The 13,470-nt window shown below is 68.1% G+C and carries 12 protein-coding genes and 1 tRNA gene; 6 read left to right on the top strand and 7 right to left on the bottom strand.

Going from position 1 to position 13,470, the window contains the following annotated elements; all coding sequences use genetic code 11:
- Nucleotides 1-179: 179 nt before the first annotated feature.
- Genes H1R19_RS07025 through H1R19_RS07015 form a run of 3 tightly spaced genes read left to right on the top strand, consistent with a single transcriptional unit; the run spans nucleotide 180 to nucleotide 5,514 of the window.
- Nucleotides 180-1,331 (top strand): acyl-CoA dehydrogenase family protein, encoded by a 1,152-nt coding sequence (locus H1R19_RS07025; protein ID WP_219851065.1) that lies wholly within the window; start codon nucleotides 180-182, stop codon nucleotides 1,329-1,331.
- 2 nt (nucleotides 1,332-1,333) lie between these two features.
- Nucleotides 1,334-3,463 carry an acetate--CoA ligase family protein gene (locus H1R19_RS07020; protein ID WP_219851064.1) on the top strand — a complete coding sequence of 710 codons (2,130 nt, stop codon included), beginning with the start codon at nucleotides 1,334-1,336 and terminating at the stop codon, nucleotides 3,461-3,463.
- On the top strand, nucleotides 3,460-5,514 hold the full coding sequence (locus tag H1R19_RS07015; RefSeq protein ID WP_188329998.1) for a 3-hydroxyacyl-CoA dehydrogenase NAD-binding domain-containing protein: 2,055 nt from the start codon (nucleotides 3,460-3,462) through the stop codon (nucleotides 5,512-5,514). The genes H1R19_RS07020 and H1R19_RS07015 overlap by 4 nt, the downstream gene beginning before the upstream one ends.
- Nucleotides 5,515-5,591: 77 nt before the next feature.
- Here the strand turns inward: H1R19_RS07015 and H1R19_RS07010 are convergent, their stop codons facing one another.
- A complete protein-coding gene (locus H1R19_RS07010) occupies nucleotides 5,592-6,029 on the bottom strand; it encodes a DUF5994 family protein (protein ID WP_188329999.1) in 438 nt (145 codons plus the stop codon).
- A 182-nt stretch (nucleotides 6,030-6,211) separates the two neighbouring features.
- Between H1R19_RS07010 and H1R19_RS07005 the strand changes: the two genes are divergently transcribed.
- Complete coding sequence (locus H1R19_RS07005; RefSeq protein WP_219851063.1) at nucleotides 6,212-6,421, top strand: hypothetical protein; 210 nt, start codon at nucleotides 6,212-6,214, stop codon at nucleotides 6,419-6,421.
- A 52-nt stretch (nucleotides 6,422-6,473) separates the two neighbouring features.
- Here H1R19_RS07005 and H1R19_RS07000 read toward each other — a convergent pair.
- Nucleotides 6,474-6,546: transfer RNA gene (locus tag H1R19_RS07000), tRNA-Ala, on the bottom strand.
- Between the two features lie 89 nt (nucleotides 6,547-6,635).
- Here H1R19_RS07000 and H1R19_RS06995 point away from each other — a divergent pair.
- Nucleotides 6,636-7,379, top strand: a complete 744-nt coding sequence (locus H1R19_RS06995; RefSeq protein WP_188330000.1) for a hypothetical protein — start codon at nucleotides 6,636-6,638, stop codon at nucleotides 7,377-7,379.
- A 90-nt stretch (nucleotides 7,380-7,469) separates the two neighbouring features.
- Here the strand turns inward: H1R19_RS06995 and H1R19_RS06990 are convergent, their stop codons facing one another.
- The 4 genes from H1R19_RS06990 to H1R19_RS06975 form a co-directional block, all read right to left on the bottom strand.
- Nucleotides 7,470-8,690 carry a gephyrin-like molybdotransferase receptor GlpR gene (locus H1R19_RS06990; protein ID WP_219851062.1) on the bottom strand — a complete coding sequence of 407 codons (1,221 nt, stop codon included), beginning with the start codon at nucleotides 8,688-8,690 and terminating at the stop codon, nucleotides 7,470-7,472.
- A 214-nt stretch (nucleotides 8,691-8,904) separates the two neighbouring features.
- Nucleotides 8,905-9,561, bottom strand: a complete 657-nt coding sequence (locus tag H1R19_RS06985; protein ID WP_188330002.1) for a GNAT family N-acetyltransferase — start codon at nucleotides 9,559-9,561, stop codon at nucleotides 8,905-8,907.
- A 63-nt stretch (nucleotides 9,562-9,624) separates the two neighbouring features.
- Nucleotides 9,625-10,929, bottom strand: a complete 1,305-nt coding sequence (gene glp, locus H1R19_RS06980) for a molybdotransferase-like divisome protein Glp (protein ID WP_188330003.1) — start codon at nucleotides 10,927-10,929, stop codon at nucleotides 9,625-9,627.
- Nucleotides 10,930-11,084: 155 nt separating this feature from the next.
- Entirely contained in the window at nucleotides 11,085-12,029 is a 945-nt protein-coding gene (locus H1R19_RS06975; protein WP_188330004.1) for a UTP--glucose-1-phosphate uridylyltransferase, read from the bottom strand.
- A gap of 178 nt (nucleotides 12,030-12,207) precedes the next feature.
- Here H1R19_RS06975 and H1R19_RS06970 point away from each other — a divergent pair, with 178 nt between their 5' ends.
- A complete protein-coding gene (locus H1R19_RS06970; RefSeq protein WP_188330005.1) occupies nucleotides 12,208-12,786 on the top strand; it encodes a 5-formyltetrahydrofolate cyclo-ligase in 579 nt (192 codons plus the stop codon).
- A 131-nt stretch (nucleotides 12,787-12,917) separates the two neighbouring features.
- Here the strand turns inward: H1R19_RS06970 and H1R19_RS06965 are convergent, their stop codons facing one another.
- Nucleotides 12,918-13,271, bottom strand: coding sequence for an FmdB family zinc ribbon protein (locus H1R19_RS06965; RefSeq protein ID WP_188330006.1), 354 nt, complete (start codon nucleotides 13,269-13,271; stop codon nucleotides 12,918-12,920).
- Between the last annotated feature and the right edge of the window lie 199 nt (nucleotides 13,272-13,470).

Here is a 13,470-nt window from a genome sequence, read left to right as displayed (position 1 = left end):
GGCTTCGGCCCGCCGCACCAACACCCTGCGCCTGAATGCGCAGCCGTGATGTCGATTCCGGTGGACCTTCTGCGTGCTCGCGCTGTCGATGCGCCAGAACCTCCCGGTCTCGTTCCCGAACCACGAATAATCGACTCCGAGTCGGAGCACTCGGATCGCCCTACTCAAAGGAGAATCCGATGGACCTCACCCTCAACTCCGAACATCGCGAGTTCGCCGAGGTGGTGCGCCGTTTCGCCGCCGCCAAACTCGCGCCCGACGCGCTCGGTCGCGCCCACGCACACAGCCTCGACCGCGAACTCAACAAGACCCTCGCCGCACAGGGATTGCTCGGCATCACCATCCCCGAGGAACACGGCGGCCAGGGCGGCGATCTGATGAGCGCGGTACAGGCCATCTACGAAGTGGCACTGCACTGCCCCACCTCCGCCGACCTCGTGCAGGCGGGCAACTTCGGTGCCATCCGCACCTTCGCCCAGTACGCGAACGACGAGCAGCGCGAACGCTTCCTCCCCGGCCTCATGTCCGGCGAGAAGATCATCGGCCTCGGCATGACCGAACCCGAGGCAGGCTCCGCCGTCACCGAATTGACCACCACCGCAACCGAAGACGGTGCCGGTTACCGGATCAACGGCACCAAGGTCTTCGGCACCCACAGCGTCGACGCCGACTTCTTCCTCGTCTACGTCCGATTCGGTCCCGGTACCGGCGGAATCGGTTCGGTGCTCGTCGAACGCGGCACCGAGGGGCTGACCTTCGGGCAGCCGACCGAATTCATGAGCGGCGAGAAGTGGTGCCAGCTGTACTTCGACGACTGCTGGATCCCGAAGGAGAACGTGCTGCTCGGCGAGGGCGGCTTCAAGAAGCAGATCACCGGGTTCAACGTGGAGCGACTCGGCAACTCCACCCGCGCCCTCGCGCTCGGTCGCCATGCGTTCAACCTCGCCCGCGACTACGCACTGACCCGCGAGCAGTTCGGCCGACCCCTGTGCGAATTCCAGGGTCTGCAATGGAAATTCGCCGATTGCGCCGTCGAACTCGACAGCGCGCAGCTGCTTCTCTACCGGGCCGTGACCGACCTCGACGAGAACGGTCTGCCGACCGCCTACAACACCGCAGCCGCCAAGCTCGCCGCGAACCGGGCCGGGTTCCACGCCGCCGACGAGGCCGTCCAGGTGATGGGCGGCACCGGCTACAGCCAGGAAGCCCTCGCCGAGTACTGCTTCCGCCGCACCCGCGGCTGGATGATCGCCGGCGGCTCGATCGAGGTCCTGCAGAACCGCATCGCCGAGAACGTCTTCGGGCGTCGCTTCAGCCAGCGGAGGGGCTGATCATGACCAGCGATCACCGCACCACACCGGCCACTTCGGACCTGTCGCACGCGATCCTCTCACCGTCGTCGATCGCGTTGGTCGGAGCATCCGACGACCCCGCCAAGACCACGGGCCGCCCGCTGAAGTTCCTGCGCGCCAGCGGTTACCACGGCCGCATCTACCCGGTCAATCCTCGCCGCGACACGGTCCAGGGCGAGCAGGCGTGGCCGTCGCTGACCGAGTTGCCAGAGGTACCCGAGCACGTGTTCATCATGACCGGCTCCGACGCCGCGGTCGCCGCGGTGGAGGAGTGCGGGCGTCTCGGGGTCACCGTGGCCACCGTCCTCGCCAGCGGCTTCAGCGAGAGCGGACCCGCCGGCATCGAACGCGAACGCCGCCTGATCGAGACCGCCCGCACCTGCGGTGTGCGCCTCATCGGCCCCAGCAGTCTGGGTGTGGCCAACCCGAACAACGGCCTGGTATTGACCGCCAACGCCGCGTTCGCCGAGAAGGATCTGCCCGGCGGATCGACGTTCGTTGCGTCGCAATCCGGTTCGATGATCGGTGCGCTGGCCTCACGCGGCATGGCCCGCGGAATCGGATTCGCCGGACTGGTCTCCACCGGCGGCGAATGCGACCTGTCCGTCGGTGAGCTGTGCGCCGCCACGCTCGACGACCCCGCGGTGACGAGTTACCTGCTGTTCCTCGAGAATCTGCGCGGCGCCGACAAGCTCCGTGAATTCGCCCGCGGTGCCGCCGAACGGGGTAAGCCGGTCACGGTCTACAAGCTCGGACGCTCCGACGCGGCAGCCGAACTCGCCGTCTCGCACACCGGGGCCCTCGCCGGGGCCGACGACGTCGCCGCGGAGTTCTTCGCCGACAACGGGATCGCGCGCGTCGACACCATCGACGGCCTTCTCGAATGCGCACCGCTGGCGGCCCGTCTCCCGATTCGGCCGGCCGGTTCGCCTGCGCCGCGCGTCGGGGTCGTGACCACGACCGGCGGTGGTGCCGCGATGGTCGTCGACCAGCTCGGCGTCCGCGGCATCGACGTGCAACGGGCATCGGACGACACGTTCGCCGAGCTCGCTCGCCGCGGCGTCGAGGCCGCCCCTGCCCGGATCGTCGACGTGACGCTGGCCGGCACGAAATACGAGGTGATGAGTCAGGCACTCGAGGTGCTGCTCGGCACCGGAGAGTTCGATCTGCTCATCGCCGTGGTCGGTTCGTCGGCCCGGTTCAACCCCGAGCTGGCACTGCGGGCGCTCATCGACGCCAAAGATGCGCCCACTCCCCTGGCCGCGTTCGTCGTACCCGACGCTCCAGATGCTCTGACACTGCTGGCCGACGAGGGTATCCCCGCCTTCCGTACGCCGGAGGCATGCGCCGACGTCGTCGCGGCGACGTTCCGTCGTCGACTCCCGCACAGCGCGACTCCGGTCGTGACCCCACCGGCGGAGTCCTCGCCGTCTCGGGTTCTCGATGAGGTCGAGGCCTACGGCTTCCTCGACTCGCTGTCGATCCCGCATGCCCCGGCGGTCGTCCTCGACGTCCCCGACGACGCGGGCCAGACGACCATCGGTTCCCTTCCGTTCTCCTACCCGGTCGTCGCGAAGGTGCTGGATTCGAGGATCGCCCACAAGTCCGATGTCGGTGGCGTCGTACTCCACATCGGCGACGAACAGCAGCTGCGAGATGCCGTGGTGCGGATCGCCGGGTCTGTCGCCGAGCATCGACCGGACGTGGGAGTTCGGCGGATTCTGGTGCAGCCCATGGTGTCCGGCCTGGGAGAAGTCCTGGTGGGTTATCGCGTGGACCCCGACGCCGGTCCGATCGTGATGCTGGCCGCCGGCGGGGAGCTGGCCGAGATCCATCGCGACCGCAGCCTCCGCACCGCGCCCGTCTCTCGCGAGGCCGCACTGGAAATGACCCGAGAGGTCAAGGCACTAGAGCTGTTTCGCGGGTTCCGCGGCCGCGAGCACGGTGACGTCGAGGCGATTGTCGACACCATCGTCGCGCTGTCCGCCATCGCCGAGCGGCCCGGCAACGGCGTCTTCGAGGCCGAGATCAACCCGCTGCTCATCAACGGGGTCGGACACGGTGTGCGCGCGGTCGACGCACTCGTCCGCATCGTAGAAGGGCAGGGATGACCATGACGGTGTGCAGCAGCCACCTCGACGGTGACGTCGTGGTGGTGACCATCGACAACCCGCCGATCAACGCCGGATCACACGCGGTCCGCAGCGGACTCCTCGCCGAACTCGGCAAGGCTGCGGAAACCCCTGGCCTCCGAGGTGTGGTGATCACCGGCGCGGGTGCGAACTTCTACTCCGGCTCCGACATCAGGGAGTTCGACGGCCCCCTGGCCGAACCCCAGCTGCCCGCGGTCATCGCCGCGATCGAATCGCTTCCGGTGCCGGTGGTGGCCGCGATCAGCGGCCTGGCGCTCGGCGGCGGATTCGAACTCGCGCTTGGCTGCGACATCCGGGTCGCCGACCGCAGCGCGGTCGTCGGGCTGCCCGAGGTCGGGCTGGGCATCATCCCCGGTGCGGGCGGCACGGTCCGCTTGCCACGACTGGTCGGCGCGACGAAGGCGGTCGAACTGATCGCCACCGCGGCGAGGATCTCCGCAGAGGTCGCATGCGATCTCGGAATCCTCGACGTGCTCGTCGACGACGACCTGGTGGCTCATGCGGTAACCGCCGCCCGCACCGGTTCCACCCGTGTTCTTCGGGAATCGCCTGCGCCGGAACTGGTCCCGGCAGAGTTCGCCGCGACGGCCGCCCGTGTGGCGAAGAAGGGCAAGAATCGCCCGCACATCCTCGAGGCGATCGAGGCCGTACGCCGATCGACGTCCGAATCCGGGGATGCGGCGCTGGCCGCCGAACGTGAGATCTTCACGCGGCTCCGGGAATCGGAGGAGGCCGCGTCGTTGCGCTATCTGTTCTTCGCCGAGCGTGCGGCGGCGAAGGCACTGCGTGCGGGGACACCCACCGCCGGGGTACCCGGCGTGAACACGGTGACCGTGGTGGGTGCCGGCACGATGGGGGCCTCGATCGCGGCGGCCCTGGTGCTCAAGGGATTCGCCACCACGATCACCGACACCAACCCCGAGGCACTCGGGCGGGCGGTCGAGATCGCGGCAACGGCTGCGGCGAAAGCCGGTCGGGACGAGCCTGTTCTGACCACCACGACCGATCTGTCCGAGGCGGTGCGCGCCGCAGACATGGTCATCGACGCGGTCTTCGAGGACCTCGAGGTCAAGCGCAGCTTGTTCCGTTCCCTGGACGAGATGGCCCCTGCCGGCGCGATTCTGGCCAGCAACACCTCGTATCTCGATCTGAACGACATCGGTTCGGTGGTATCCGATCCGTCGCGAGTGGTCGGGCTCCACTTCTTCAACCCGGCTCATCTCAACCGGCTCGTCGAGGTGGTGGAGACCGCGAGGACCTCACCCGAGGTGATCGCGGCGACCTCGTCGGTCGTCCGGCGGATCGGCAAGACCGGTATCCGCGCCCGCGTCGGCGAAGGGTTCGTCGCCAACCGTGTCTATGCCGCGTACCGCGCGCAGTGCGAGTTCCTCGTCGAGGACGGGTGCTCCCCCGAGCAGGTCGATCGCGCCCTGGTCGGGTTCGGCTTCGCGATGGGCCCGTTCGCGGTGGCCGACATGTCGGGTCTGGACATCGCCTGGGCACGACGCAAGCGCCTGGCCGCCACCCGCGACCCGGAGCAGCGATACGTGCGGATCCCCGATCTGCTGTGCGAGGCCGACCGGCTCGGACGCAAGACCGGCGCCGGGTGGTACTCGTACGCCGACGGCGGCCGAACCGGTACCCCGGATCCGTCCGTCGCCGCCGTCATCGACGCCGAGCGTGCACGAAAAGCCATCGTACCGAGGCACTTTGACGACGAGACCATCGTCCGGCGCGTCATCGCCGCGATGGTGGCCGAGGCCGTCGGCCTACTTGCCGACGGTGTCGCAGCTCAGGCATCGGATGTCGACGTCGCGCTGGTGAGCGGCTTCGCCTTCCCCCGGTGGCACGGTGGACCGCTCCGGTACGCCTCGCGTAACGACCGCTCCTGGCTGGCTGCCGGACTGCGCGAGGTCTACGAATCGTGCCCGGTGACATTCGCGTCGGCACACTCGGCCACGGCCGAGTCGGTGCCGGGCGAGGTTCGAGACCTGCTCGACTCGCTCTAGTACGGCCCGAGCCCGAAAACACCCTGGCCGCACACGTCATCGACGGCGTGTGCGGCCAGGGTGTCTCGTCGGTGGTGTCAGACGGCGGCGACGTCCGGCGTCAGCGACCGTCCGGCGAGTTCCAGTATGCGTTCGGCCCGACGGTATTCCAGCGAGTGAGCCTGACCGGCGGGGATCGCGCTGTTGCTCGCCTGGCGGAGCAGAATGGCTGCCAGCGACGACACGGTCCGGTGCGGGATGACCAGCAGTGTCACTGATTTCTTGCCCGCCGTGAGCGTCATGAGCGGAGGGGTCAGCGGCGAATCCGGTGAATCCAGGCCGGGAAGGCGCCGGAAGCTCGACCAGTTGACGTCGATGCCGGTGATGTCACCGATGAGTGTGCTCGCCGCGGCGAGTACTCCGGGCAGCTCGTCGGCGAGCTGAATGGTGTACGGGTACCACGCGCCACCCACAGGGGCGGCCGGATCGCTACCGAATCGCACGCGGGCAGGCCCCAGCAGGGGCAACGTCTTCACAGCAGGCCCGCAATATCGTGAGCCGACACGACGAACGACGTGACCGAACCGCGTGCGAACCGGGAATCGAGAATGCGAGAAGCTGGGGTTATCACTTGCCACCTGACCTGGTCTCCAGACGGATGAGTTGCCCGTCCGGCACCGGAGACGCCAACAGAGGGTCTGTCAGATGTTCAATCCAGTTGAGCCCAGTCTACCCGCCGTCGGTCCGCGTCACCGGGCGACCGGCCGAAACCACCAAACCTCGTGGTGGTATCGCGGTGCTCGGGGGTGCACCGGCGACGAGCGCAACGCGCCGGCACGACGCGCAGCGCAAGCGAGTGACCGGCGATGTGCGGCACGTCCTCGATCGCCTCGCCCGGTTTCCGGTGGGTTTCCGCTGGTCGACGTGAAAGACGGCCCCACCCGAAGCGCGGGTGAGGCCGTCTGAACTGCGGTATTCGGTGGAGCTATGGGGAATCGAACCCCAGACCTACTCGATGCGAACGAGTCGCGCTACCAACTGCGCCATAGCCCCGGGAGGTCATCGTGCGACCAACCGGAAGCCACTTTAGCAGCCCCACCGCACACCCTCCCAAACGCCTCGCCTGCCGCTAGGCTGGTCCGGTGCCTCGGATGTCTGATCAGCAATTGGCCGGAGTTCTCGACAATGCGGTGGGGGTGATCAATCCGGTTCTCGACGCGCTCGCCGAGCGCGACCCACTGGGTTTGAAGAGCCACACCTTCCACGACGACGACCACTCCGGGTCCCCTCTCGCGCAGGCCCAGCACGCGGCGTCGAAACTCCTCGACGTCGCCGACTGGCCCGGCACCAAGGGGTGGACCGAGCGGTCGATAGACAAGCGTGCGAGCTGGTGGGTGACCCGCATCGGGACGCTGAACACCGGCGTCGTCGCCTTCCCCGGAGTCTTCGGCGTGTGGGCCAAGCGGCTCCCGATCACCCCGTACCTCGGTTTCGCCAACCAGGCGATGGTGCTCGTCGCCATCGCCCGCGAGTACGACGTCACCGACCGCGGCCGCCAGGTGCAGCTCCTCGCATCGGTGCTGTGCGGGCGCGACATCTCTCCTCCCGACATCGCCGGCGAGTCCGCACCTCAGCTGCCCGCCGACCCCAAGGATCGCGAGAAGTCGTTGTTCCGGGCCATCTGGGATGCTGCCAAGCTGCTCCGGGCGGTCGACGACGAGTTCGAGAAGCGTCCGCAACCGATGGTCTTGTTCCGCATGCTGGGCTACATCCCCATCGTCGGCGCACCGGCGACCTACCTGGGCGAGCGCCTGGCATTGTCACGGGCCGCGAAAGCCGGTCAGGCGTGGCTGGATTCGCACGGGAAGCCTGCCTTGTCCAAGTGATGCCGGGGCCTTCGGCACGACTCAGCCCATAAAAGAATCAGCAGTAGGTGTCGCTGAGCGATACCTACTGCTGATCGAGAAGATCCGTCGTCAGCCGACGCGGCGGAACTCGAGGTCCTCGCGGTCCATGCGGCGACGCTGGAACGGCGGCAGGTGGTCGAACACCGGGTCCTCGTCGTCGATCTCGAGAACCGTTGCACCACCGGGGCGTCGGAGCCGGGGCGGCGGGGGTGCCGCCGCGAACTCGGGCACCGCGGCGGCGCGTCGACGACGCTCCTCCTCCGCGCGCGCCGCGCGTCTGGCCCGGGCCAGACGCTGAGCGCGGACCTGCTGTTCGGTCATGACGGCCCGCCGCAGGTACGCGAGGTAGCCGACGAGCATCACCGCCATGACGCCGGTCGCCACCCACCCGGGCGCGCCGACCACGACCCCGGTCGCGATGGAGAGGATCAACAGGACGAACAGCCCCAACGTCACGCGCTGACGTTCGCGGTACTTGAGTTCGCGTTCCTTCTCCGACGAGTAGATGTTGCGACGAGCAGGTCGCTGCGGCCGCGACGAGCGAGCCGCCGCACCACGGTCGTCGGCGGCGTCATGATCGTCGTCGAGATCTGATCCGGGCACCTCTGGCGCCTCGTCCTGTTCGGACTGACGTGAGCTGCGGGCGTAGTCGTCGTACTCGTCTTCGTCGAGTTCGTCTGTCGCGTCCTCGTACTCGGCGTCCTCGTACTCGGCGTCCTCGTACTCGGCGTCCTGATCCTCGTCGGACTCGGAGTCGGCGTCCGCTGCCTCACCGGTCAACTCGGTGTCGGACTCCTCGGTGTCGAACTCGGCGTCGGCGTCGCCATCAACCACGTCGTCATCGTCGAGGTCAGCGTCTTCGAGGTCAGCGTCTTCGAGATCGGCATCTTCGAGATCGGTGTCTTCGGCGTCGGTGTCTTCGGCGTCCGGGGCCTCGACGATCGGCTTCTCGACCTTGTCCGCGGTCGCGCGGCGGACCCGGGTCGAGGAGCCCTCGGTATCCGTGCTCGACTCGTCTGTCTCGGTGTCGGTCTCGTCCGTCTCGGCCTCGACGGTGGCGGTTGCGGTGCGCCGCGACGACTTCCACGACGGGTCATGGGGGTGGCGGGCCGACGAGCGGCGACGGGCGGTCGACGCCGTCGATGCGCGCGATCCGCCACGATGCAACAGGCGCGTCTTGCGCGCCGCATCGGTGGACTTGAGGATCTGCGGACGTCCCTTGATCACCATCGGGACCAGCACGAAGAGCCAGACCGCTACGAGACAAACCCACAATACTGAGTTGGGCATGCGACTCTCCCTTCATTCACTCTGGTCACACGAGGCCACTCCACAATCTAGGGCCGGACGACCTCGGTCCTGCGGAGACGCGCCGTAGGGCAGCCGGATTCGGCCTGTTTCACACAGACCTCTCAGCATCGGGGGCGTGCGACTCGTGAGTCGTGGCTCATGCCGAAAGCGTGAGTGCGGACTGTGAAGAGCAACGCCGTGCCGCCACACGCGGTCACTGGAAGGAGGCTCGTCCCGTCCGGACCAACGCCTCGGCGGCACTGCCGACCACTTCTTCGGCGGTCAGCGCGAACAACATGTGGTCACGCCAGCGCTTGTTGACGTCCATGTACCGCTGCAGGAGTCCCTCCTGGCGAAAGCCGATGTTGGTCAACACCTTCTGCGACGCCACGTTGGCCGGCTGCACGGTCGCGTCGAGACGGTGCAGACCGACCGGACCGAAGCAGTGGTCCACTCCCAGCGCCACCGCGGCAGTCGCGATGCCGTTACCGGCGACCGCCGCGTCGACCCAGTACCCGATCCACGCCGTTCGCACGGCGCCGCGCTGGATGTTCCCGACGGTCATCTGCCCCACGTACCGGCCGTCGAGCTCGATCACGAACGGCAGGATCGCACCGCGCTTGGCCTCGGATTTCAGCACCGCGAACAGCGGCGGCCACGACCCGGGCTGATGCCGGTCGGCCCAGCTGCCCACCCCGGTCGGCTCCCACGGCAGCAGCGTGTTCTGGTTGCGGATCCGCAGATCGCTCCAGGTCTTGCCGTCGCGCATCTTCACCGGCCGCAACGTCACCGTACCGGCACGGATCCGCAGGGGTCCGAGGGTCGCAGGCCAGCCCGGACTGCCCTGTTCGCCACTCAGCCACCTGAACACGAAGCAAAGTTTAAGCGCTGCCACAGAGACATCTGCATGAGACCGGTGTCTCGCCGGTGGCGGTCATCCGCGCTGGGCGAGGAACGCGACCTCCACCTCGTCGCCGGTGCCCAGTTCCTCGACGTCGGGATCGACCATGATCAGGCAGTTCGCGTCGGCGAGTTCGGCGAGCAGATGCGACGAACCCGTCGGCGACGCCCCGAGGACCTGCACGAGATAGTCGCCGGACCGTTCGTCCCGCATCAGCTGGCCGCGCAGGTAGCCCTTGCGGCCGCGAACCGAGGCGATCGGCCCGATGGTGCGCGCCTTGATGACCCGGCGCATCGGCTGGCGCTTCCCGAGTGCGATACGGATGAGTGGCCGCACCATCACCTCGAAGGTCACCAACGCGCTGACCGGGTTGGCGGGCAGCAGGAACGTCGGGACCTCGTCGCGGCCGAGTCTGCCGAATCCCTGGACCGAACCGGGATGCATGGCCACCCGCACGATTTCGAGGTCGCCGAGATCGGAGAGCGCGTCGGCGATGGCCTTCGACGCACTTCCGCCGACGGCACCGCAGATCACCACGATCTCCGACCGGATGAGTTGGGCCTCCACCACTTCACGCATCCGCGACGCCTCCCGCTCGGCGATGCCGACACGGTTGACGTCGGCTCCCGCGTCGCGGGCCGCGGCCGCGAGTGCGTAGCTGTTGACGTCGTAGATCTGGCCGGGCCCCGGGGTGCGGTCGATGTCGACGAGCTCGCTGCCCACCGAGATCACCGACAGCCGTGGCCGCGGATGCACCATGACGCGGGCCTGCCCGACCGCGGCGAGCAGCCCGACCTGCGCGGACCCGATGATCGCGCCCGCGCGCACCGCGACGTCACCGGGCTGCACGTCGTCGCCGATTCGTCGAACGTAGTTGCCGCTCTCCACGCCGTGCCCGACCTTGACCTTCTGGTCACCGCCGTCGGTCCAGCGCAACGGCACCACGGCGTCGGCGAGCGTCGGCATCGGCGCGCCGGTCTCCACCCGCACGGCCTGACGCGGCTGCAGCCTGGTCGGTGTCCGCGATCCCGGTCCCACCTCACCGACGACCGGAAGCGACACGATCATCGGCTCGCCCGCAGTGAGATCGACGAGGTCGGCACCGCCGGTGTCGAAGTCTTCGAGGTCCTCGGGGGCGAGGACACCGGCGAGCCCGACGTCGACGGCCCGCACCGCGTAACCGTCGATCGCGGCCTGGTCGAACCCCGGCATCGGATGTTCGGTGACCACTTCCTCGGCACACATCAGACCTTGCGCCTCGGAGATCGCGACGCGTACCGGCCGCGGCGCCACCGCGGCCGCGGTCACCAGCGTCAGATGATCTTCGACAGACCGCATCTCACCGCTCTTCCCGTCTCACCCGAACCAACGCGACCCCGGACCAGCGTCCGGGGGCGCGCCCTGGATACAACACAGGCAAACGGTATCGGTCGGTCGTGTCGCAACGGTCGAGGCGCGCGGAGGAAGCGTCGCCTCGGTGACCGTGCTGCCGATCAGCTCTCGGTGAGACGCTTCTCGAGCCACTCACGGAGGTCGGGACCGTAATCGTCACGGTCGAGCGCGAAGTCGACGGAGGCCTTGAGGTAACCGCCGGGATTGCCGAGGTCGTGACGTGTCCCCCGATGCACGACGACGTGGACGGGTTCACCTTCCTCGATGAGCAGCGCGATGGCGTCGGTCAGCTGGAGTTCGCCGCCGGCGCCGGGCTTGATGCGGCGGAGTGCGTCGAAGATCTTGCGGTCGAGGATGTAGCGTCCGGCGGCCGCGAGGTTCGACGGCGCGTCACCCGGCTCGGGCTTCTCGACCATGCCCTTGAGCTTCATGACATTGGGATTGTTGGCGTCGGGAAGCGGTTCGACGTCGAAGACACCGTAGGCGCTGATGCGGTCCTCGGGGACCTCGATCGCGCACAGCACCGAACCACCGCGTCGTTGCCGGGTGCGCGCCATGACCTCCAGGACGCCGCCGGGCAGGACCAGGTCGTCGGGCAGGAGCACCGCGATGGCGTCCTCGTCGTCGTCGAGGTAGCTCTCCACGCAACCCACCGCGTGTCCGAGACCGAGGGGCTTCTCCTGGATCACCGAGGCAACCTCGAGCAGGTTCGGCGCGTTGCGGACCTTTGCCAGCATGGATTCCTTGCCGCGGGTGGCGAGGGTGTTCTCGAGGACTAGATCTTCGACGAAGTGCGCCACCACGCCGTCCTTGCCCGGGGAGGTGATGATCAGCAGGCGGACCGCGCCCGCCGACTTCGCCTCTTCGGCGACCAGTTCGATGCCGGGGGTGTCGACCACCGGCAGCAACTCCTTGGGAACCGTCTTGGTGGCCGGGAGGAACCGGGTTCCCAGTCCGGCCGCCGGGACGACCGCGGTGTGCGGGATCGGCGGAGTGTTGGGTACACCTTCGTACTCACTGAAATCATCTTTGTCGGTCGCACTCATGAATCCACCCTAGGACACCTGCGACGCCTCGGCCGGGCGGGCAAGCAGTGACCCAGACCTCACCCACGTCGGGCCCCGCGTTGGATACAGTGCGAGCGGCTCGGCGCAGCGCGCCCCCGCGGCCCCGGGCACCCACTCACGCCGATGTTCGACAGATGACGCGAAGGACGGTCGGGTCTTGACAACCCTCAAGGATCGACTGCGGGAGGAGGCCGCCAACCGGCGGTCGGAAATGTCTCCGGCACAACGAGATCGAGCTGCGGCCGACCTCGCCGAATGGATGTACTCCTGCCCGTTCCGGCTGGAGTACGACGTCACGGTCGCCGCATACGTCCCCGTGGGCACCGAACCGGGGTCGACCGCGATGCTCGACGCGCTGGTCGACCGCGGGGTCACCGTTCTGGTCCCGGTGGTCCCCGACGGTGAGCCCGCCCCACTGGACTGGGCCCGCTACACCGGCCCGCTGTCGCTCGACCGCGGACGGTGGGGACTGCGCGAGCCGGCCACCGACCGGGTCGGGGTCACCGCGATCCGCGCGGCGTCGATGATCCTGGTTCCCGCCCTCGCGGTCGACAAGACCGGCGTGCGCCTGGGCCGGGGCGCCGGTTACTACGACCGGACACTCCACGGCCTTTCGGCCGAGCTGGTCGCGGTGGTCTACGACGAGGAGATCGTCGACGCACTCCCCTCCGGGGACCATGACGTCCCCGTCGGCTGGGCCCTCACCCCGGGCGGAGGATTCCAGGAACTGCGCTGAGTCCGGCGGACGCCCGCCGCGGCGGACCCGGGTACGACAGAACCCGGGCAATGCCGCCGATGTCCGACGGCCCGGTTGCCCGGGTTCTGCAGTGTGGAGTTGTCGTCTCCCCGGTCAGGCGGGTGTCACGGTCAGGCGGGTGTCGCCGCCTTGCTGTCGCTCTTGCCCGAGCTGCTCGCCGAACTCGACGACTCGGACTTCGACGACTCGGACTTCGACGAGCTGCTGCTCGACGACGAACTGTCCGAGGACTTCGACGAGCCGTCGGACGACGGGGACGACGTCGACGTCTCCGACGACGACGCTCCCGAGCGCGAGTCCGTGCGGTAGAAACCGCTGCCCTTGAACACGATGCCGACCGAATTGAACAGCTTGCGCAGACGGCCGGCGCACTGCGGGCATTCGGTCAGCGAGTCGTCGGAGAAGGACTGGACGATGTCGAACTTGTTGTCGCACTCCGTGCAGGCATACGAGTATGTGGGCACCGAAAACCTCCGAAAAGTCAGTAAACGCTAGCCAGTGTAACCGACTTTGGCACTCGCTCATTCCGAGTGCTAAGCCAGGTGGCGTCGAGCCGTATCGGCCTGGGCCGATGGACCCGCGGCGCCGACGAGCTGCGGACGACTCGGGTGCCGACCGCGCGCACCGACGCCGGGTCGTGCAAAGTATCTCCCACGCGCAGTT

The sequence above is a fragment of the Gordonia jinghuaiqii genome (assembly GCF_014041935.1).
Lineage (GTDB): Bacteria > Actinomycetota > Actinomycetes > Mycobacteriales > Mycobacteriaceae > Gordonia > Gordonia jinghuaiqii.
Note: the sequence above shows the minus strand (reverse complement) of the source record. Positions and strands in the feature narration are given on the sequence as shown.